We start from the raw sequence: 18,495 nt of genomic DNA on the forward strand, positions 1-18,495 counted from the left end.
CGGCTCTATGTACCGATAGTCTGAATTTGCGACAGCTTGACGCTGCCCATGCCGCCCGCCAGGTTCAGCAGCATTTCGCCGCCGGTCTTGCTCAATGTCACGCTGGTGACGGTTGCCGGCAGCGAGGTGGCCAGGGCCACCGATTCGCCCTTGTCGTTCTTGGTGGTGGCCGCGAAGGTATAAGTACCCGCCGCCGCCACTTCACCCTTGTCGTTCTTGCCGTCCCAGATAAAGTCGGACGTGCCGGCGCTTTGGGCGCCCATGTCGATAGTGCGGACCACATTGCCGTCCTTGTCGGTGATCTTGACGGACACATTGCCCGTCGCCGCCGTCACTGCCACCGAACCGGTCATGCTCTTGCTGGTATCGACCAGCGCCTTGTCGGTCTGGGTGATGATCGAGCGCCCCACCAGCGACGAAGCCTGCAGCGCCTGGGAGGAGCTGAAGTTGCTGGAAATCGAGTTCACCGAGTCGTTCAGGGTGTTGATGCCTTCCAGGCTGCTGAACTGCGCCAGTTGGGCGACGAACGCGCCGTTGTCCTGGGGCGACAGCGGGTTCTGGTTTTTCAGCTGGGTGACCAGCAACTGCAGAAACGCGTCCTTGCCCAGCGACTGATTGCCGGTCGCGGCCTTGGAGGCGTTCGCCAGATTAGTGTTGTCCGACGCCGTCTTGACCTTCGAATTGAAAAGGTCCTGAACCGCCGTATTGTTAGACGTATCGACAATGGCCATGGTTGGCGCCCCTTATCACTGACCCAGGGTCAGGACCTTCTGCATCATGGTTTTGGCGGTGTTCATCATTTCCGCGTTGGTCTGGAACGAGCGGCTGGCCGAAATCATGTCCGCCATTTCCTCGACCACATTGACGTTCGGGTAGTACACGTAGCCTTTTTCGTTGGCCGCCGGATGGTTCGGCTCGTAACGGGCTTCGAGGTTGCTCTGGTCTTCGACCACACCGAGCACCTGCACGCCCTGGCCTGCGGCATCCTGGTTCTGGAACAGCGAATCGCTGCCGCCGCTCTGGCCGCCCTGGAACATGGTGGCGAACACCGGGTGACGGGCGCGGTAGGTTTGGTCAATGCTCGAAGACACAGTCTCGGCGTTGGCGATGTTACTGGCGACGGTGTTCAAGCGCGTGGTCTGCGCGCTCATGCCACTGCCGGCAATATTGAAAACACTGGACAGGGACATGGCTTACTCTCCACGCAGGGCTGACATCAGCCCTTTGAATTTACTGTTGAGCAGGGTAAAGCTGGCCTGAAAGTTCACCGAGTTCTCGGCATAGGCCGATTGCTCCAACTGCGCATCGACGGTGTTCTGGTCGATGGACGGCTGCATCGGCGTGCGATACAGCAGCGACTCGTCGCCACTGCTCAGGCCTTGCGCTTCGATATGACGGTTGTTGGTCATGTTCAAGGCGAAGGTGCCGTTCTTGGTCTTGTCCTGCTGCGCGGCGAGCACGGCAGAAAAGTCCAGGTCCCGAGCCTTGTAGTTCGGGGTATCGGCGTTGGCAATGTTGTTGGCCAGGACTTCGGCACGCTGGGCGCGGAAGCCCAGGGCTTGTTCGTGGATACCGAGCGCTTTATCGAAGCTGATGCTCATGGCGGAAACCTTTAGGCTGACCTGCTGTTTGTTAACAGAGGTATAGCAAGGTGCATGCCAATCTTTTCAACGCCCGTATATCAAGGACTTAAGCCGATATTGCCGGCGGCAATGCCAGAAAAGCGGCAAGCGGCTTCCGCCTGGCGCCAGTAAAGCGGCAATGGGGGATTGCCGCGAAACTAAAAGTGGGAGAAGGCTTGCCTCCGACAGCGGCGTATCAAGTCATGGATAGGTGACTGATCCAAACGCTATCGGGGGTAAGCCCCCTCCCACATTTTTGACTGCACAGGCCTTGTTTACTTGGCCTGGTAAATGATGCCAGGGCTGCACTGCACCATCTGGTAATGGTCCGGCAGGCCGTTCAGTGCTTCGGAGGCCCCGAGGAACAGGTAGCCGCCCCGCTTGAGCGTGCCATGGATGCGCAAGAGGATGTCTTTCTTCACTTCCGCCGAGAAATAGATCAGCACGTTACGGCAGAACACCATGTCGAACTTGCCCAGACTGGCGTAACTGTCGAGCAGGTTGAACGAACGGAACTCCACGCGGCTCTTGATCGGCGCCTTGACCGCCCAACGCCCCGCCCCTTTGGAGTCGAAGTAACGTTGCAGACGCTCCTGGGACAAACCACGGCCCAGGGCCAGGCTGTCGTACTCGCCGGTTTTGCAATTGGTCAGCATGGTCCCGGACAGGTCGGTGGCGACGATCTGTGCCCCGGCCTTCAACTGGCCCATGTTGGTCCGCTCGAACTCGTCGATGGCCATGGAAATCGAGTACGGCTCCTGCCCCGACGAACAGGCCGCCGACCAGATGCGCAAGCGCTGGCCGGGGCTGGCCTTGATGGCCTCCGGCAGCACCTTGCTCTTGAGCACTTCAAAGGGGTAAGTGTCTCGAAACCACAGGGTTTCGTTGGTGGTCATGGCATCGACCACCATCTCCTTGAGCCCACCGCGCGGCTGACTCTGGATCCGCTGAACCAACTCGCCCAGGGACTTGATGCCCTGCTGCTCCATGAGTTTGTTGAGACGGCTGGATACCAGGTACTGCTTGTTCTCACCGAGCAATATGCCACAGGCTTTTTCCAGGAAGACCCGGAACTGTTCAAAATCCAAATTACCCGTAGACACTGATACTACCGCCTCTTAAATCGTATGACCGCCAAGGAAATACCTTAGCTGTGATCTGCTGCCTTGATCCGGTCGACTACCCGGGATGCGAGGTCATCAGGACGGAATTTGGCCAGGAAGTCATCCGCCCCGACCTTCTTGACCATAGCCTGGTTGAAGACGCCCGACAGCGAAGTATGCAGGACGATATGCAGTTTTTGCATACGCGGGTCACTTCGTATCTCGGCCGTGAGAGTGTAGCCGTCCATTTCCGGCATCTCGATATCCGAGATCATCATCAGAAATTCTTCTTCCGGCTTCTTGCCTTCGTCCACCAGTTTGCGCAGGTAATCCAGCGCCTGGCGGCCATCATTGAGCGCCACCACGTCAACGCCGACGGTTTGCAGGCAACGGGTCACCTGCTTACGCGCCACCGAGGAGTCGTCCACGGTAAGCACACGCAGGGACACGGCCTTGTGCGCCGTCTCGGCGTCCACCACTCCCACCGAAATCGTCTCCGAGGTGGGAGCCACTTCGGCGAGAATTTTTTCCACGTCGATGATTTCGACCAACTGGTTATCGACCCGCGTCACCGCCGTGAGGTAATGATCGCGGCCGGTGCCCTTGGGTGGCGGATGGATCTCTTCCCAGTTCATGTTGACGATGCGCTCCACCGAGCGCACCAGGAAGCCCTGGGTCTTGGTGTTGTACTCGGTGATGATCACGAACGGACTCTCGCGATCCTGCAGGCCCGACGAACCGGTCGCCAACGCCAGGTCAAGAATCGGGATGGTCGCGCCACGAATATTCGCCACGCCGCACACCACCGGACTGGACTTGGGCATGATCGTCAGCTTGGGGCACTGCAACACTTCCCGCACCTTGAACACGTTGATGCCGTACAGCTGCCCGCCATCAAGGCGAAAAAGCAACAATTCCAGGCGATTCTGCCCTACCAGCTGTGTGCGCTGGTTTACTGAATCCATTACACCTGCCATGCCCAGACTCCTACGCTAAAACCTTCGGGGGTACGACGCGCACCCAACACTAAACGGCACGAGCTTTGCTATTTGTTGGCTATGGATATGAAAACGACAGTTTCCCGACACCCCCGCCACCGCAGATTGCTCTGCGTCACGTTGGCATTGCTTGCTTTCTGCCTGGGCGCCACGGCCCGCGCAGAGAACGTCACCTTGCCTGATCTCCTTATCGGCGTCACTCAGGGCTTTCTTGAGTTCACTGTAGAAGATTATCTGGCAAGCACACAGACGCCGGGGCGTTATGAAATCCAAGTCAACCAGCTGGACCCACGCCTGCGCATGCCACTATGCGACAAGGAATTGACAGCGACCCTGGAAAGCCCGGCCCAGCCCATCGGCCGCGTGACGGTGCGTGTACGCTGCGACGGCGCCTCGCCCTGGACGGTGTTTGTGCCGGCGCAGGTCAAACTGTTTCGCGATGTGGTCGTGGTAGCGAGACCGCTCAAACGCACCGGCATCATCAGTTTTGAAGACGTGGTGCTGCGTGAACGCGACATCAGCCAGATCAATCAGGGCTATCTGACGTCCGTTGATCAGGCCATCGGCCAGAGGTTGACCCGACCAGTGGTCACCGACCAGCTCCTCACGCTGGTCCATCTGGAGCAGGCCGAGGTGATTCGCAAGGGCGATCAAGTGGTGATTTCCGCCAGCAGCGGCGCCTTGAACGTGAAAATGCCGGGAGAAGCGCTGTCCAACGGGGGCATGAGCGAACAGATCCGCGTCAAGAATCTCAACTCCAATCGCGTCATCAAGGCGCGCGTGACCGCGCCGGGGCAAGTCGAGGTGGCCTTATAGATCACTGGTAGAGGACGCTGGGTTTTCCTACACTGTGCACGGACAAATCCCGTGTGGAGATTTATTGTCATTCGCGCCTAAAGTTAATCCGGGTATGGCCGAAAACATGGCAAGCGTCCAAATACCCAGAGGTTTTTTTATCATGGTCATTGATTTCAGTCGTTTAAATAATTCCCCGGCTACGTCCGGCGCCACGCGCACTTCAGGTGCCAAGGAAAGTGCAGACGCCAAGGCTGCGCTGCCCGCCAAGGCAGAACAGGCCAGCGCCAGCCAGAGCGGGGAATCGGTACACCTGAGCAATGAGGCTCAACAGTTGCAGAAGGTCACTGACTCGCTGCGCGATCAACCGGTCGTCAATAAAGCCCGCGTGGCCGAATTGAAACAGGCAATCGCTGATGGCAGCTACAAAGTCGACAGCAACCGTGTCGCCAGCAAGCTGCTTAACTTCGAAGCCGAGCGCTAGGCAAAGGCCTGCGCTGGGCTTCTGGACGCTTAAATCCCAAGGCCAGCCATGCATCACGACGAAAATCTGCTTCAACTGATCATCGATGATCTTGAGCCGACGCAACAATTGCTCGATCTGCTCAAAGAAGAGTCCCTGGCCCTCTACGGTCGGGACATGCCGCTGCTCGAAGAAATTCTCGCGCGCAAGCAGTCGCTGATTGTCCTGCTGGAGCAGCACGGCAAAAAACGCAGCCAGATCCTGATCAGCCTGGGCCTGCCGGCCAATCACGACGGGCTCGCGCAACTGGCCAGCCACTCCTCGGTCGGCGAACAGCTGCTGGCCCAGAGCAAAGAACTCAATCAATTGCTTGCCAAGTGCCAGGAAGCCAACCAGCTTAACGGCCAATCGATCCAGCTTCAGCAAGCCACCACGGCCAACCAGTTGCGTATCCTCCACGGCGGCGAGCCACCGGCGCTTTACAATGCCCAGGGCTCCACCTCGCGCCTGGTCAAGCCAAGCACTCGCAGCCAAGCCTGACATCGTTTATCGCGCGCCCTATCCAAGGCGCGCTACATGCTGGCAAAATGCCGGTTCTTGCGTGTAGTCGTATTTTGCCTGGAGATGGAAGAACCGTGTTCAACGCCCTTAATGCGGAAGATGCTCCGCAGCCCCCCAAGGTCCTCACCACGCCCCTGGAAATCGCCGGCACCTTGCGAATGCTGCAGGAAAGCCATGACCCGCTGATCATCACCTTCCACGAGCGCAGCCAGCGTTTTCAGAGTTATCTGGTGGATGTCGACCGGGACAACAAGACCCTGGCGCTGGACGAAATGATCCCCCGCGACGGTGAACGCCACCTTGAAAACGGCGAGCCGTTCCGCATCGAAGGCTTTCACGACGGCGTGCGTGTCGCCTGGGAAAGCAACGGCAGCCTGACCATCAGCGAAAAAAACGGCCATCGCATTTATACCGGCAGCATGCCCGACGAGGTGGTCTACCATCAGCGGCGCAATGCCTTTCGCGCCGCTCTGAAGCTGGCGCAACTGGTGAACATCGAGCTGGGCGGCGAAAAGCTCAAGGCACCGGTCAGCGGCAAGCTGCTGGATATTTCCGCTACCGGCTGCAAATTGCGTTTTGAGGGTGATATCTGCGCGCGCCTGCAATTGGGACAGGTGTACGACCGCTTTGTCGCCGCCCTGCCCTTCGGCAGCATGACCACCTCAGTGGAACTGCGTTACCTGCACTTCGAAGAAAAGATCAACACCACTTTCGCCGGCGTACGCTTCCACAACATGAGTGGCCTGGTGCAGCGCCAGGTTGAGCGATTTGTTTACCAGTTGCAGCGCGAAGCCCGTCGATTCGATAAAGACGACGATTTCTAAACGGTCCGGTCAGCGACAAAAAAACGGGCAGCTCCTTAAAGGGGCTGCCCGTTTTTTGTTTCAGGGGCGCGCCCTGCTCAAGTCGTGAGGATGCTCGTCCGGGTCCAACGGTTCGGTGGGCGGTTCAGGGCTCGGCTCGTCGACCGGCGGCTGCTCGGGGTCGGTTTGCGCCTCAGGCGGGGTGGTCTGCATCTGGTCCTGCACCACCTGCTCATCCACCCGCGGATCCAGTGCCGCTACCAGCGGCGAACTGGACATGCTGTCGGGCATGGCCACGTGGTGCAACGGTGCATCGTCCACCTGGTGCAGGTTGGTCACCGCTTTAGGACGAATGCGCCATACCAGAATCAGCGCACACAGGCTGAAAAACGCGTACAGCATCTGGCTGCCGAACAGCTTCATCACCACGCCTGCGAGCAGCGGCCCGATACTGGCGCCGACGCCATAAGTCACCAGCAGCATGGCCGTCAGGGAAACCCTACGATCGCCCTCGACATGATCATTGGAAAACGCCACCGCCAACGGGTAAAGGCAGAACTGCACCAGCGAGCACAGGAATCCTGCGACGAACAGCACCTCCAGCGGTACTTGGGTGAGGATCGCCAGCGGCAGGGCCGCAACGGCCAGGCACAGCGCAAAGCAGCGGATCAGCAGCGCGCGGTCATAGCGGTCCGACAGCCAGCCCAGCGGCCACTGCACCAATAAGCCGGCGAAAATGCAGCTACCCATGAACAGACCGACCTGCTCGGTCGTCAACCCTTGCTGGGCCGCGTAGAGCGGCGCCAGGCCGTAGAACGACCCGACGATCAGCCCCGCGCCGAGTACCGTGCTCAGTGATTGCGGCACGCGCTTGATAAAGAAGCGCGGCTCCATCGGTGCCGGGTGCAAGGGCGCGGGGTGGATGCGCCGCGTCATCGCCACCGGCACCAGGCACAGCGCAAAGCACAGCGCCACCAGCATCAGCAGCTCAAGGCCGAGCTGGGGATGCATCACCAGGATCAACTGTCCGAGCACCAGGCCCAGGTACGAAGCGATCATATAACCGCTGAACACCACGCCACGCTGCTTGGCATCCGCCTGTTCGTTGAGCCAGCTTTCGATAACCATGTACTGGCACATCATGCCCAGGCCCACGATCACCCGCAGCACGATCCAGGCCGGCAGCCAGTCGATCAGACCATGGCCAAGCACTGCGGCGCCGACGATCCCGGCGCAGGTAGCATAGGCGCGGATATGCCCGACCCGGGCAATCAGGCGGTGCCCGATTTTGCCGCCCAGCACCAGGCCGAAGTAGTTGGCCGCCATCAGCGCACCCACCCACAGGCTGTCGACATGATCGGCCGCCAGGCGCAGGGCCAGGTAAGTACTGAGCAGGCCGGAGCCGATCAGCATCATCAAGGAGGCGAAATAAAGGGCTCGAAAAGATTTCCAGATCTGGCGCATCGGCGTTCCGAGCGGCTCCTTGCAGTGAGAGACAGGGCTATCGGCATGATAGTCCTGGGTAGCCGGTTCCGGACAGGCGGTACGGGCGGTTTCCGGGGAAAATTTGTTTAAAACGATTGGCTACAGCTCAGACGCTGCCCAGTGAGGTGCAAGTTACAACGTTGCACTAAATACACGCCAAGCCCCTGCTGTGAACCTGGATCGTCGCCAAGGTTCGACCGGGGTTGGAAAAGATCCGGCGCACACAAAAAAGCCCCGCCGGATATCTCCGTGCGGGGCTTTGAATCTGGTGTCCCAGGGCCGGTTCGAACGGCCAACCTTCCCCTTAGGAGGGGGATGCTCTATCCAATTGAGCTACTGGGACTAATGACAGCCACCAAGCCGGGTAAGGCGATGGACGGCGTGCATGTTAACGGCCGAGGTGCATTTTGTCATGTCGTCCGTCAGCTTTTTGAGTGTAGGGCGATCCCGAGGCCAGAATGTGCGGTTTCGTCCAGTAAACACGGGAGATAGCCGTCATCGTGCAAAATGCACTCCCCATCAGTGACCATGTTGCAAATTGCAACCTCCAAAGCCTTCAATACTCAACCAAACCGTTGATTTCATTAATAAAATAGTTTGGCACGAGACCTGCACTATCCCTCTCGCAAACACCCTATTCAGCCACGGCGGTAAGCGGAGTACATCACCATGAACAGTGCCCTTCTGTTAGCCCTCAACACAATCGCCTTGGCTGCGCTGGTGATGTTTCACTTCCAGTCGTCACAGGCGCCGGATCCGGCCCAGATCAGCCAGGCGATTCCGCACCATCTGCAACAACGCCCGCAACTGGCGGTAATGACGCCTGGCGCGCAATCCCCGGTACGCCTTGCACAAGATACCCAGGGCGCCCCCGCATCCGAACACTGGGTTTTCTAAGGACACGATCGATGAGTAAATCCGCCTGGTTTTTCCTTTGCCTGACCACTGCAACCTGCATATATGGCTTGGGAACGCATGCCCAAGACGAGCAGACCACGGCATTCATTGCCAGCGGCGTCTGCGCCTGCCTGTGGTTGCTGACCCTGATCGTAGGGCGCCGTATCAAGTTCGACCCGGTGTTGCGCTGACCCTCGCGCCTGAATCATGGATGTTCGCCCGACACCTGCCAACCCCCTCTTCTTCGCCCTACCTTACGTCGCCTCGACCTAGTCAATCGGCAGATTGCCACTAGTCTTAAACACAGGGGCAAAAGGCCACTCTGCGTTAGGATGTGCGGTCTCAACCCCAGCTGCGGCTTGGTTTTGCAGGAATGCTTCCTGAAATCTCCCCGACGGGAAGTTTTCCAACCAGTCCGCAAAAATGTAAATCAGTGCTGGCATAAAGCCTCCAGGCAGTTCAATATTTGTCACAGAATTGACGCCAAGGAACTGGCAAATCTGAGGCATGATGCGGCCTCTTTGCAATTCGGGTTGAACTTTGGTCGTGAGTCTTGTCTTAACACTCATCTTGCGGCCAATTCCAAAAACCGCTCCCCTGAACTAACCGGTTAAATATATGCGCCCATTGAAACAGGCAATTTATTCCAGCCGTACGGCTGACAAATTCGTCGTACGTCTGCCAGACGGAATGCGGGAACGCATTGCCGAGGTGGCTCGCAATCATCACCGCAGCATGAACTCCGAAATCATCGCGCGCCTGGAACAGAGCCTTATTCAGGAAGGTGCGCTGGGCGAAGAGTTGAGCATGCGCCTGGACAGCCCGGAGCTGTCGCTGCACGAACGCGAACTGCTGCAGCGTTTCCGTCAGCTCTCCCACCGCCAGCAAAATGCGCTCGTCTCGCTTATTGCGCACGACGTCGAGGCGGCCGCAGAAGCCGACTGATACGCTACTGAAAGCCGAAGCCAGCCTAGTGCTGGCTTTTTTTTGCCTGGGATTTGAGTGTTGAAATGCAGGAGCGAGCTCGCTCCCGCAGTGCCGCGACGGGAACGCCGCGCATGGGCATGGCTCAGAGCAGGAAGATCGTCGCCAGACCCAGGAAGATAAAGAAACCGCCACTGTCGGTCATGGCCGTAATCATGACACTGGCGCCCATGGCCGGGTCGCGCCCCAAGCGCGCCAATGTCATCGGGATCAGCACCCCCATAAGGGCGGCGAGCAACAGGTTCAGGGTCATGGCAGCCGTCATCACTACCCCGAGCGACCAGCTGCCGTAGAGCAAGTAAGCCACTACGCCGATCACTCCACCCCATACCAGCCCATTGATCAGACCAACCGCCAGCTCTTTGCGCAACAACCGCGAGGAGTTGGCCGTGCTCACTTGATCCAACGCCATCGCACGCACGATCATGGTAATGGTCTGATTACCGGAGTTACCGCCGATACCCGCCACAATCGGCATCAATGCCGCCAGCGCCACCAGTTTCTCGATGGAGCCTTCAAACAGTCCGATTACGCGTGAAGCGATAAACGCGGTAATCAGATTGATTGCCAGCCAGGCCCAGCGGTTATGCAGCGAGCGCCAGACCGAAGCAAAAATATCTTCCTCTTCACGCAGACCCGCCATGTTGAGGACTTCGGTTTCACTCTCTTCACGGATCAGGTCGACGATTTCGTCGATGGTCAAACGACCAATGAGCTTGCCGTTCTTGTCGACCACCGGCGCGGAGATCAAGTCATACCGCTCAAACGCCTGGGCCGCCTCATAGGCGTCCTCGTCAGGATGGAAGCTCACCGTGTCGCTGGCCATCAAGTCGGCTACTTTTTTCTCCGGGTCATTGACCAGCAAGCGCTTGATCGGCAGGACGCCCTTGAGAATGCCTTCGTAGTCGACCACGAACAGCTTGTCGGTATGGCCAGGCAATTCTTTCAGCCGGCGCAGGTAACGCAGCACCACTTCCAGGCTGACGTCTTCGCGAATGGTGACCATCTCGAAGTCCATCAGCGCGCCGACCTGGTCGTCGTCATAGGACAACGCCGACCGCACACGCTCACGCTGCTGACCGTCGAGCGCTTCCATCAGCTCATGGACAACGTCCCGAGGCAGCTCAGGGGCCAGGTCGGCGAGTTCGTCGGCATCCATCTCCTTGGCAGCGGCGAGGAGCTCATGATCGTCCATGTCGGCGATCAGGGTTTCGCGCACCGAATCGGATACTTCGAGCAGGATGTCGCCGTCGCGATCAGCCTTGACCAACTGCCAGAGGGTCAGGCGATCATCGAGCGGAAGGGCTTCGAGAATGTAAGCGACGTCGGCGGAGTGCAAGTCGTCGAGCTTGCGCTGCAGCTCGACGAGGTTTTGCCGGTGTACCAGGTTTTCGACGCGGTCGTGGTGCGGACCTTCCTGGCGATGCGTGAGGTCTTCGACCACACGTTGGCGCTGCAGCAGCTCGATGACTTGAGCAAGGCGATCCTGCAGGCTTTCTTGAGTTTTCTTTACTTCAACTTCGGTCATAGGCGAGCTCCACTCCCAGCAGCAGGGCACGCCGGAAGGATCAATCAGTCAATTCATGATTGGTAAAACGCGGTACTGAGTAACTACTGGGTAAGTCCATGGAGGTATTCCACAAGCCCCGGCGGGGCTGACGGGCGCAATGATACACCTTTGCGGGCGCTTTTAATGTTAAAAAACTGGAAAGAACAAGCGCTTGCGAGCCAAAGTTGAGTAGTAGCCGCATCTATGAACTGCGACGACGCAGCAGAAAAGGAAAACACATGGCTGGAGCGAAAAAAGATAAAACCCAGACGGCAAAAAGCCCGCACTAGGCGGGCTTTTTGTTTGTATGGTGCACTCGACAGGATTCGAACCTGTGACCGCTCGGTTCGTAGCCGAGTACTCTATCCAGCTGAGCTACGAGTGCAAATTGTGTTTTTAGACCAGATCACAACTGGTTGGAGCCAAGCTACCTGCATTGCTGCAACTAACTCTTAAATGGTGCACTCGACAGGATTCGAACCTGTGACCGCTCGGTTCGTAGCCGAGTACTCTATCCAGCTGAGCTACGAGTGCATTTGTTGCCGCGCATTATAGGCCGTTCAATCTCTATGTAAAGCGATTTTTTCGAGTAATTTCAACAACTTACCGATAAATCCAGATTGCAACGTACTAAGCAAATAATGGCGGAGAACGGGGGATTCGAACCCCCGACACCCTTTTGAGGTGTACTCCCTTAGCAGGGGAGCGCCTTCGGCCACTCGGCCAGCTCTCCGCAACACGGGGCGTATATTAACCACGTTGATCCCCGTTTGCAAACATAAAAAACGATAAAAATTAAAGGCTTGGTTCTTCGTCCTTCTCTTTCTTGATCCGCAGGTAAATTTCCTCGCGGTGAACCGCTACCTCTTTCGGAGCGTTAACCCCGATACGCACTTGATTGCCTTTGACGCCGAGCACGGTCACGGTGATTTCGCCATCACCGATAATCAGGCTTTCTGCGCAACGACGAGTCAGAATCAGCATGCCTTTCTCCTCACGCATTTCAGTTCAGGAACAACAGTCTGCAAAAAAAAGGCAATCGACCTACAACCAGAAGGCCATAGCCCTACCCACCTAAGTATTGTCCAGCGCAGGCAAAAGACCATGCGCCCTACAAAAAAATGAAAGGCGCGGTAAACCGCGCCTTTCAGGCAGTGCATCACTCGCCCTGTCGGGCCGGAGCGTCAAGCTCAAAAGCGGTGTGCAACGCGCGCACGGCCAGCTCAAGGTACTTTTCTTCGATCACTACCGAGACTTTGATTTCCGAGGTGGAGATCATCTGGATGTTGATGCTTTCCTTGGCCAGAGCCTCGAACATGCGGCTGGCAACGCCGGCATGGGAACGCATGCCCACACCAACGATCGACACCTTGGCAATCTTGGTGTCGCCCACCACTTCACGGGCACCGATTTCCTTGGCCGTGTTCTGCAGAATCCGCTCCGCCGCATCGTATTCATTGCGGTGCACGGTGAAGGTGAAATCGGTGGTGTTATCGTGCGAAACGTTCTGCACGATCATGTCGACTTCAATGTTCGCGCCGCTGATAGGGCCCAGGATCTTGAACGCCACACCCGGAGTGTCTGGCACGCCACGGATCGTCAGCTTGGCTTCATCGCGATTGAAAGCGATGCCGGAAATGATCGGCTGTTCCATGGATTCCTCTTCATCAATAGTAATGAGGGTGCCCGGACCCTCTTTGAAGCTGTGCAATACGCGCAGCGGAACGTTGTACTTGCCGGCGAATTCCACCGCGCGGATCTGCAACACCTTCGAACCGAGGCTGGCCATTTCCAGCATCTCTTCGAAGGTAATCTTGTCCAGGCGCTGGGCCACCGACACCACGCGTGGGTCAGTGGTATAGACGCCATCCACATCGGTGTAGATCTGGCACTCGTCAGCCTTGAGGGCCGCCGCCAGCGCTACGCCGGTGGTATCCGAACCGCCACGCCCCAGGGTCGTGATGTTGCCCTGCTCGTCCACACCCTGGAAGCCTGCTACAACTACCACGCGCCCGGCCTTGAGATCAGTACGGATTTTCTGATCGTCGATCTGCAGGATACGCGCCTTGGTATGCGCGCTGTCGGTCAGAATACGCACCTGGCTGCCCGTGTAGGACACCGCCGGCACGCCGCGTTTGTTCAGGGCCATGGCCAGTAAAGCGATCGTCACCTGCTCACCGGTGGACACGATCACATCCAGCTCGCGCGGCAGCGGTTGCTGGTCGCCACTGATTGCCTTGGCCAGATCGATCAGGCGATTGGTCTCGCCGCTCATGGCCGACAGCACCACCACCAGGTCGTCGCCCGCGTCGCGGAATTTCTTAACCTTGTCGGCCACCTGCTCGATTCTTTCGACAGAACCGACCGAGGTGCCTCCAAATTTCTGTACGATCAAAGCCATTTCCAGCCGCCTCAGCCCGTAAAGGGGCGCCTAAATTTCCAATCCACCCGCACTGGTCAGGCCCGCGACTAGACCACGGGCCGATTAACAGCGCCTTAAATGCCAGCCTCGACGAACGGCACGGTCAGGGCCAGGGCCGCATCCAGGGCACCGGCGTCTACACCACCGCCTTGCGCCATGTCCGGACGACCACCGCCCTTCCCGCCCACTGCCGCGGCGGCCTGCTTCATCAAATCACCGGCTTTGAGTTGGCCAGTCAGGTCTTTGGTTACACCGGCAACCAGAACGACCTTATCCTCATGGACACCGCCGAGCAGGATCACTGCGCGGCCGAGCTTGTTCTTCAACTGGTCGACCAGCGCCAACAACGCCTTGCCGTCCTGACCGTCCAGGCGCGCAGCCAGAACTTTCACGCCCTTGACGTCGACGGCCGAAGCTGACAGATCGTCGCCCGCAGCGCTGGCGGCCTTGGCTTGCAACTGCTCCAGCTGTTTCTCCAGCGCACGGTTGCGCTCCAGTACGGCGCTCAGCTTGTCGACCAGATTGTCGCGGCTGCCCTTGACCAGGCTGGCCGCTTCCTTGAGTTGTTCTTCCGCCGCATTCAGGTAGGCCAGGGCCGCAGCACCGGTCACCGCTTCGATACGACGCACACCGGACGCCACGCCACCTTCGCTGATGATCTTGAGCAAAGCGATGTCGCCGGTGCGGTTGGCGTGGATACCACCACACAGTTCCACCGAGAAGTCGCCGCCCATGCTCAGCACGCGCACACTGTCGCCGTACTTCTCGCCGAACAGCGCCATGGCGCCCTTGGCCTTGGCCGTCTCGATATCGGTCTCTTCGGTCTCGACCGGGGTGTTCTTGCGGATCTGGGCGTTGACGATGTCTTCCAGCGCCTTGATCTGCTCAGGCTTGATCGCTTCGAAGTGGCTGAAGTCGAAACGCAGGCGCTGGCTGTCGACCAACGAACCTTTCTGCTGGACGTGCTCGCCCAGCACCTGACGCAGTGCGGCGTGCAGCAAGTGGGTGGCCGAGTGGTTCAGCGCCGTGGCGTGACGCACATCGGCGTCTACCTGGGTGTCGACCGGCGAGCCCACGGTCAGGCTGCCCGAAGCCAGCACACCGTGGTGCAGGAAGGCGCCACCGGTCTTGGTGGTATCGCGCACGTCGAAACGGCCGGAGGTGGATTTGACGAAACCGCAGTCGCCGATCTGACCGCCGGATTCGGCGTAGAACGGGGTCTGGTCCAGCACCACGACGCCCTCGTCGCCCTCGTTCAAAACGTCGACCGACTGGCCGTCCTTATACAGGGCAACCACTTTGGCCGCTCCGCTGGTGGCCTTGTAGCCGGTGAACTCGGTGGCCACGTCAACCTTGACCAGGCTGTTGTAGTCCATGCCGAAAGCGCTGGCCGAACGTGCGCGCACGCGCTGGGCTTCCATCTCGCGCTCGAAACCTTCTTCGTCGAGGGTCAGGTTGCGCTCGCGGGCGATGTCGCCGGTCAGGTCCATCGGGAAACCGTAGGTGTCATAGAGTTTGAACACCACGTCACCCGGCACCACGTTGCCCGACAGGTTGGCAAGGTCTTGCTCGAGAATCTTCAGGCCCTGCTCCAGGGTCTTGGCGAACTGCTCTTCTTCGGCCTTGAGCACGCGCTCGATGTGCGCCTGGTTCTGCTTGAGTTCCGGGAATGCGTCGCCCATCTCGGCGACCAGCGCCGCGACGATCTGGTAGAAGAAGCTGCCATTGGCGCCCAGCTTGTTGCCGTGGCGGCAGGCGCGACGAATGATGCGGCGCAGCACGTAGCCACGGCCTTCGTTGGACGGCAGCACGCCGTCGGCGATCAGGAAGCCGCATGAACGAATGTGGTCGGCCACTACCTTGAGCGACGCCTGGTTGTCATTGCTGCAACCGATAGCCTTGGCGGCCGCCGCCAACAGGCTCTGGAACAGGTCGATTTCGTAGTTGGAATGGACGTGCTGCATCACCGCACTGATCCGCTCCAGGCCCATGCCGGTGTCCACCGACGGCGCCGGCAACGGATGCAGCACGCCATCGGCGGTGCGGTTGAACTGCATGAAGACGTTGTTCCAGATCTCGATGTAACGGTCGCCGTCTTCTTCCGGCGAACCCGGCGGGCCACCCCAGATGTCGGCGCCGTGGTCGTAGAAGATCTCGGTGCATGGGCCACACGGGCCGGTATCGCCCATGGTCCAGAAGTTGTCGGACGCGTACGGCGCGCCTTTGTTGTCGCCGATGCGCACCATGCGCTCGGCCGGCACGCCGACCTGTTTGGTCCAGATGTCGTACGCCTCGTCATCGCTTTCGTAAACGGTGACCCACAGTTTTTCCTTCGGCAGTTTCAGTACGCCGGTGAGGAAGGTCCAGGCGAAGTTGATCGCGTCCTGCTTGAAATAATCGCCAAAGCTGAAGTTGCCGAGCATTTCGAAAAAGGTGTGGTGGCGGGCGGTGTAGCCGACGTTTTCCAGGTCGTTGTGCTTACCACCGGCGCGCACGCACTTCTGGCTGCTGACTGCACGGGTGTAGGCGCGCTTTTCCTGGCCCAGGAAGCAGTCCTTGAACTGGTTCATCCCCGCGTTAGTGAACAGCAGGGTGGGGTCATTGCCTGGGATCAAGGAGCTGGAGGAGACACGGGTGTGACCTTGCTCTTCGAAGAAGCGAAGGAAGGCTTCACGGATTTCTGCGCTTTTCATTAGGTTCTTCCACGGAGGCTGCGGCCAAAGGCCAGTGCGCAACATCATCAGACGGAGCGACGGCAAAGGGCCGCATTATATCGGCCCTTTGCCGGTGGTACAGCGTGTTTATGCGATAGCGACGTTCAATTAGACGGTCTGCACGATCATTTTTGCGAATATTCGACGAATGTCTCCAGCACCTGCGCCATCTGCGCCCGGCTTACATCCAGATGAGTGACCATGCGCAGGCGCGGGGCGGCGCTCAACTTGATCCCGCGCTCGGCGGCAAACGCCTTCAAGGCCTGGGCCTGGTCGCCCACCTGCACATAGACCATGTTGGTCTGAACCGGCTCCACCGTGTAGCCGGCCTTGCGCAGCTCATCCCCCAACCACTGGGCATTGGCATGGTCTTCGGCCAGGCGCTGGACCTGATGGTCCAGTGCATACAGGCCCGCCGCCGCCAGAGAACCGGCCTGGCGCATACCGCCACCGACCATCTTGCGCAGCCGGCGCGCTTTGGCGATCAGCGCGGTAGAGCCGCATAACACCGAGCCTACGGGTGCACCGAGGCCCTTGGACAGGCACACCGACACCGAATCGAAATGCGCGGCGATCTCACGCGCGTCCACGCCCAGCTTGACCGCCGCGTTGTAGAGCCGCGCGCCATCCAGATGCAGGGCCAGGTCGTGTTCGCGAGTAAATGCCCGTGCCCTGGCCAGGTACTCCATCGGCAGCACCTTGCCCTGCATGGTGTTTTCCAGGGCCAGCAAGCGGCTGCGGGCGAAGTGGAAGTCGTCGGGCTTGATGGCGGCCAGCACGTGGTCCAGATCCAGCGAACCGTCCGCCTGCACTTCCAGCGGCTGTGGCTGGATCGAACCCAGCACCGCCGCACCACCGCCTTCGTATTTGTAGGTGTGGGCCTGCTGGCCGACGATGTATTCCTCGCCGCGCTCGCAGTGGGCCATCAGCGCCAGCAGATTGCTCATGGTACCGGTGGGCACGAACAACGCGGCGGCGAACCCCAGGCGTTGGGCCAGCTCGGCTTCCAGGCGGTTGACGCTGGGGTCTTCGCCGTAGACGTCATCGCCGCAGACGGCGCTGGCCATGGCATCGCGCATGCCGGCGGTGGGTTGGGTCACGGTATCGCTGCGAAGGTCTATCACGGTCATCAAACTGGCCTCGGGCAGGTGGGGCGTTTTGTCGTATTGACGATTACTGCGGGCAAACCCGCGAGATATCAAGCCCTATGTGCAGTCAATCGAATAGCTACCAAACAAACCGATATAGCTTATCGATACGGCGTCCGTGCAGTTTCTGAAAAACCGTGTTAAAAACTCTGCGCCGCCAGGGTTCTGGCGGCAACGTTCTCAGGGCGGGGTGCAATTCCCCACCGGCGGTAATTGCACGCAATGTGCATAGCCCGCGAGCGCTTGACGCCTTGGACTGCTCACGCAGGCCGGCGCCAAGGTCAGCAGACCCGGTGGGATCCCGGGGCCGACGGTCATAGTCCGGATGAAGAGAGAACGGGATTGGCACCTAAGGGCCGCACGCCTGTTTGCGCATGCGTACCCTTAAATCCCATTCGATTCATAACGCCCTGTTTTTTTCTTAAACAGGAGTCAGAACATGCAACCCACCGCTATCGACAGCAAAAGCAAAAACCATCACGGCGAGCGCGTCGCGTTTATCCAGGCCTGCTGGCACAAGGATATCGTCGACCAGAGCCGTAAAGGCTTTCTCGCCGAAATGATCGCCCAGGGCTACCAGGAATCGGACATCGATTTCTTCGAAGTCGGCGGCGCCTTTGAAATGCCCCTGCACGCCAAACTGCTGGCCAAGACCGGCCGTTACGCCGGCATCGTCGCTGCTGCGCTGGTGGTGGATGGCGGTATCTACCGCCATGAGTTCGTCGCCCAATCGGTGGTCAGCGGCCTGATGCAGGTGCAACTGGAAACCGAAGTGCCGGTGTTCTCGGTATCCCTGACGCCGCATCACTTCCACGGTGGCAGCGAACACACCACATTCTTCTATGAGCACTTCGTGCACAAGGGTCAGGAAGCCGCGCGTACGTGCGCCGACACCCTGCACAAAGTGCGGGCGATCCGCCGCAGCGAGCCACGGGCGGTAGCAGTCTAAGC

General features: G+C 59.1%; 20 protein-coding genes, 4 tRNA genes and 1 riboswitch. Of the genes, 8 read left to right on the forward strand and 16 right to left on the reverse strand.

The window, feature by feature from the left end:
- Positions 1 to 5 precede the first annotated feature (5 nt).
- The 5 genes from flgD to G7025_RS21985 all read right to left on the reverse strand — a co-directional run bounded on the left by flgD (position 6) and on the right by G7025_RS21985 (position 3,702).
- Complete coding sequence (flgD, locus tag G7025_RS21965; RefSeq protein ID WP_181081189.1) at positions 6 to 731, reverse strand: flagellar hook assembly protein FlgD; 726 nt, start codon at positions 729 to 731, stop codon at positions 6 to 8.
- Positions 732 to 746: 15 nt separating this feature from the next.
- On the reverse strand, positions 747 to 1,190 hold the full coding sequence (gene flgC / locus G7025_RS21970; RefSeq protein ID WP_024076985.1) for a flagellar basal body rod protein FlgC: 444 nt from the start codon (positions 1,188 to 1,190) through the stop codon (positions 747 to 749).
- A 3-nt stretch (positions 1,191 to 1,193) separates the two neighbouring features.
- Complete coding sequence (flgB, locus tag G7025_RS21975) at positions 1,194 to 1,601, reverse strand: flagellar basal body rod protein FlgB (protein ID WP_017529461.1); 408 nt, start codon at positions 1,599 to 1,601, stop codon at positions 1,194 to 1,196.
- A 296-nt stretch (positions 1,602 to 1,897) separates the two neighbouring features.
- The gene (gene cheR / locus G7025_RS21980; protein ID WP_181081190.1) at positions 1,898 to 2,725 is read right to left on the reverse strand and encodes a protein-glutamate O-methyltransferase CheR; all 828 of its coding nucleotides are present in this window, start codon (positions 2,723 to 2,725) and stop codon (positions 1,898 to 1,900) included.
- A gap of 44 nt (positions 2,726 to 2,769) precedes the next feature.
- Positions 2,770 to 3,702 (reverse strand): chemotaxis protein CheV, encoded by a 933-nt coding sequence (locus G7025_RS21985; protein WP_181081191.1) that lies wholly within the window; start codon positions 3,700 to 3,702, stop codon positions 2,770 to 2,772.
- An 81-nt stretch (positions 3,703 to 3,783) separates the two neighbouring features.
- Between G7025_RS21985 and flgA the strand changes: the two genes are divergently transcribed.
- The 4 genes from flgA (at position 3,784) to G7025_RS22005 (ending at position 6,366) form a co-directional block, all read left to right on the forward strand.
- Positions 3,784 to 4,539, forward strand: a complete 756-nt coding sequence (gene flgA / locus G7025_RS21990) for a flagellar basal body P-ring formation chaperone FlgA (protein ID WP_181081215.1) — start codon at positions 3,784 to 3,786, stop codon at positions 4,537 to 4,539.
- Between the two features lie 142 nt (positions 4,540 to 4,681).
- Positions 4,682 to 5,002, forward strand: a complete 321-nt coding sequence (flgM, locus tag G7025_RS21995; protein ID WP_181081192.1) for a flagellar biosynthesis anti-sigma factor FlgM — start codon at positions 4,682 to 4,684, stop codon at positions 5,000 to 5,002.
- Positions 5,003 to 5,050: 48 nt separating this feature from the next.
- Positions 5,051 to 5,521 (forward strand): flagella synthesis protein FlgN, encoded by a 471-nt coding sequence (locus tag G7025_RS22000; RefSeq protein WP_181081193.1) that lies wholly within the window; start codon positions 5,051 to 5,053, stop codon positions 5,519 to 5,521.
- 95 nt (positions 5,522 to 5,616) lie between these two features.
- Positions 5,617 to 6,366, forward strand: a complete 750-nt coding sequence (locus tag G7025_RS22005; RefSeq protein ID WP_181081194.1) for a flagellar brake protein — start codon at positions 5,617 to 5,619, stop codon at positions 6,364 to 6,366.
- A 60-nt stretch (positions 6,367 to 6,426) separates the two neighbouring features.
- Here G7025_RS22005 and G7025_RS22010 read toward each other — a convergent pair whose 3' ends face one another.
- Positions 6,427 to 7,809: an MFS transporter gene (locus G7025_RS22010; protein ID WP_181081195.1), complete on the reverse strand. Its 1,383-nt coding sequence runs from the start codon at positions 7,807 to 7,809 to the stop codon at positions 6,427 to 6,429.
- Between the two features lie 287 nt (positions 7,810 to 8,096).
- Positions 8,097 to 8,173 (reverse strand) — tRNA-Arg (locus G7025_RS22015).
- 326 nt (positions 8,174 to 8,499) lie between these two features.
- Here G7025_RS22015 and G7025_RS22020 point away from each other — a divergent pair.
- Complete coding sequence (locus G7025_RS22020; RefSeq protein ID WP_181081196.1) at positions 8,500 to 8,727, forward strand: hypothetical protein; 228 nt, start codon at positions 8,500 to 8,502, stop codon at positions 8,725 to 8,727.
- A gap of 11 nt (positions 8,728 to 8,738) precedes the next feature.
- The gene (locus tag G7025_RS22025; RefSeq protein ID WP_181081197.1) at positions 8,739 to 8,918 is read left to right on the forward strand and encodes a PA3371 family protein; all 180 of its coding nucleotides are present in this window, start codon (positions 8,739 to 8,741) and stop codon (positions 8,916 to 8,918) included.
- Positions 8,919 to 8,996: 78 nt separating this feature from the next.
- On the opposite strand, the gene G7025_RS22030 is transcribed toward G7025_RS22025, so the two are convergent.
- Complete coding sequence (locus G7025_RS22030; protein ID WP_181081216.1) at positions 8,997 to 9,296, reverse strand: hypothetical protein; 300 nt, start codon at positions 9,294 to 9,296, stop codon at positions 8,997 to 8,999.
- A gap of 49 nt (positions 9,297 to 9,345) precedes the next feature.
- Here G7025_RS22030 and G7025_RS22035 point away from each other — a divergent pair, with 49 nt between their 5' ends.
- The gene (locus G7025_RS22035) at positions 9,346 to 9,672 is read left to right on the forward strand and encodes an Arc family DNA-binding protein (protein ID WP_024076996.1); all 327 of its coding nucleotides are present in this window, start codon (positions 9,346 to 9,348) and stop codon (positions 9,670 to 9,672) included.
- Positions 9,673 to 9,796: 124 nt separating this feature from the next.
- Here the strand turns inward: G7025_RS22035 and mgtE are convergent, their stop codons facing one another.
- The 8 genes from mgtE to ltaE form a co-directional block, all read right to left on the reverse strand.
- Positions 9,797 to 11,239, reverse strand: a complete 1,443-nt coding sequence (gene mgtE, locus G7025_RS22040; protein WP_181081198.1) for a magnesium transporter — start codon at positions 11,237 to 11,239, stop codon at positions 9,797 to 9,799.
- 329 nt (positions 11,240 to 11,568) lie between these two features.
- Positions 11,569 to 11,645 (reverse strand) — tRNA-Arg (locus G7025_RS22045).
- 72 nt (positions 11,646 to 11,717) lie between these two features.
- Positions 11,718 to 11,794: transfer RNA gene (locus G7025_RS22050), tRNA-Arg, on the reverse strand.
- 108 nt (positions 11,795 to 11,902) lie between these two features.
- Positions 11,903 to 11,993: transfer RNA gene (locus G7025_RS22055), tRNA-Ser, on the reverse strand.
- Positions 11,994 to 12,055: 62 nt separating this feature from the next.
- The gene (csrA, locus tag G7025_RS22060) at positions 12,056 to 12,244 is read right to left on the reverse strand and encodes a carbon storage regulator CsrA (RefSeq protein WP_003175645.1); all 189 of its coding nucleotides are present in this window, start codon (positions 12,242 to 12,244) and stop codon (positions 12,056 to 12,058) included.
- A gap of 175 nt (positions 12,245 to 12,419) precedes the next feature.
- On the reverse strand, positions 12,420 to 13,661 hold the full coding sequence (locus tag G7025_RS22065; RefSeq protein ID WP_010208327.1) for an aspartate kinase: 1,242 nt from the start codon (positions 13,659 to 13,661) through the stop codon (positions 12,420 to 12,422).
- A gap of 95 nt (positions 13,662 to 13,756) precedes the next feature.
- Positions 13,757 to 16,375 carry an alanine--tRNA ligase gene (gene alaS / locus G7025_RS22070; protein ID WP_181081199.1) on the reverse strand — a complete coding sequence of 873 codons (2,619 nt, stop codon included), beginning with the start codon at positions 16,373 to 16,375 and terminating at the stop codon, positions 13,757 to 13,759.
- Between the two features lie 146 nt (positions 16,376 to 16,521).
- Positions 16,522 to 17,526 carry a low-specificity L-threonine aldolase gene (ltaE, locus tag G7025_RS22075; protein WP_181081200.1) on the reverse strand — a complete coding sequence of 335 codons (1,005 nt, stop codon included), beginning with the start codon at positions 17,524 to 17,526 and terminating at the stop codon, positions 16,522 to 16,524.
- A gap of 190 nt (positions 17,527 to 17,716) precedes the next feature.
- A riboswitch (FMN riboswitch) is annotated at positions 17,717 to 17,886 on the forward strand.
- A gap of 97 nt (positions 17,887 to 17,983) precedes the next feature.
- On the opposite strand from ltaE, the gene G7025_RS22080 reads away from it, so the two are divergent.
- Positions 17,984 to 18,493, forward strand: a complete 510-nt coding sequence (locus G7025_RS22080; protein WP_057723717.1) for a 6,7-dimethyl-8-ribityllumazine synthase — start codon at positions 17,984 to 17,986, stop codon at positions 18,491 to 18,493.
- Positions 18,494 to 18,495 lie beyond the last annotated feature (2 nt).

Origin of the sequence: Pseudomonas lurida (assembly GCF_013522705.1) — a bacterium.
Classification (GTDB): domain Bacteria; phylum Pseudomonadota; class Gammaproteobacteria; order Pseudomonadales; family Pseudomonadaceae; genus Aquipseudomonas; species Aquipseudomonas quebecensis.

Bases quoted from the DNA above. Each gene is read 5' to 3' on its own strand.
- flgD (WP_181081189.1), bottom strand. From the start codon at position 731: ATGGCCATTGTCGATACGTCTAACAATACGGCGGTTCAGGACCTTTTC.
- flgC (WP_024076985.1), bottom strand. From the start codon at position 1,190: ATGTCCCTGTCCAGTGTTTTCAATATTGCCGGCAGTGGCATGAGCGCG.
- flgB (WP_017529461.1), bottom strand. From the start codon at position 1,601: ATGAGCATCAGCTTCGATAAAGCGCTCGGTATCCACGAACAAGCCCTG.
- G7025_RS21985 (WP_181081191.1), bottom strand. From the start codon at position 3,702: ATGGCAGGTGTAATGGATTCAGTAAACCAGCGCACACAGCTGGTAGGG.
- flgA (WP_181081215.1), top strand. From the start codon at position 3,784: ATGGATATGAAAACGACAGTTTCCCGACACCCCCGCCACCGCAGATTG.
- flgM (WP_181081192.1), top strand. From the start codon at position 4,682: ATGGTCATTGATTTCAGTCGTTTAAATAATTCCCCGGCTACGTCCGGC.
- G7025_RS22000 (WP_181081193.1), top strand. From the start codon at position 5,051: ATGCATCACGACGAAAATCTGCTTCAACTGATCATCGATGATCTTGAG.
- G7025_RS22010 (WP_181081195.1), bottom strand. From the start codon at position 7,809: ATGCGCCAGATCTGGAAATCTTTTCGAGCCCTTTATTTCGCCTCCTTG.
- G7025_RS22020 (WP_181081196.1), top strand. From the start codon at position 8,500: ATGAACAGTGCCCTTCTGTTAGCCCTCAACACAATCGCCTTGGCTGCG.
- G7025_RS22025 (WP_181081197.1), top strand. From the start codon at position 8,739: ATGAGTAAATCCGCCTGGTTTTTCCTTTGCCTGACCACTGCAACCTGC.
- G7025_RS22030 (WP_181081216.1), bottom strand. From the start codon at position 9,296: ATGAGTGTTAAGACAAGACTCACGACCAAAGTTCAACCCGAATTGCAA.
- G7025_RS22035 (WP_024076996.1), top strand. From the start codon at position 9,346: ATGCGCCCATTGAAACAGGCAATTTATTCCAGCCGTACGGCTGACAAA.
- mgtE (WP_181081198.1), bottom strand. From the start codon at position 11,239: ATGACCGAAGTTGAAGTAAAGAAAACTCAAGAAAGCCTGCAGGATCGC.
- csrA (WP_003175645.1), bottom strand. From the start codon at position 12,244: ATGCTGATTCTGACTCGTCGTTGCGCAGAAAGCCTGATTATCGGTGAT.
- G7025_RS22065 (WP_010208327.1), bottom strand. From the start codon at position 13,661: ATGGCTTTGATCGTACAGAAATTTGGAGGCACCTCGGTCGGTTCTGTC.
- alaS (WP_181081199.1), bottom strand. From the start codon at position 16,375: ATGAAAAGCGCAGAAATCCGTGAAGCCTTCCTTCGCTTCTTCGAAGAG.
- ltaE (WP_181081200.1), bottom strand. From the start codon at position 17,526: ATGACCGTGATAGACCTTCGCAGCGATACCGTGACCCAACCCACCGCC.
- G7025_RS22080 (WP_057723717.1), top strand. From the start codon at position 17,984: ATGCAACCCACCGCTATCGACAGCAAAAGCAAAAACCATCACGGCGAG.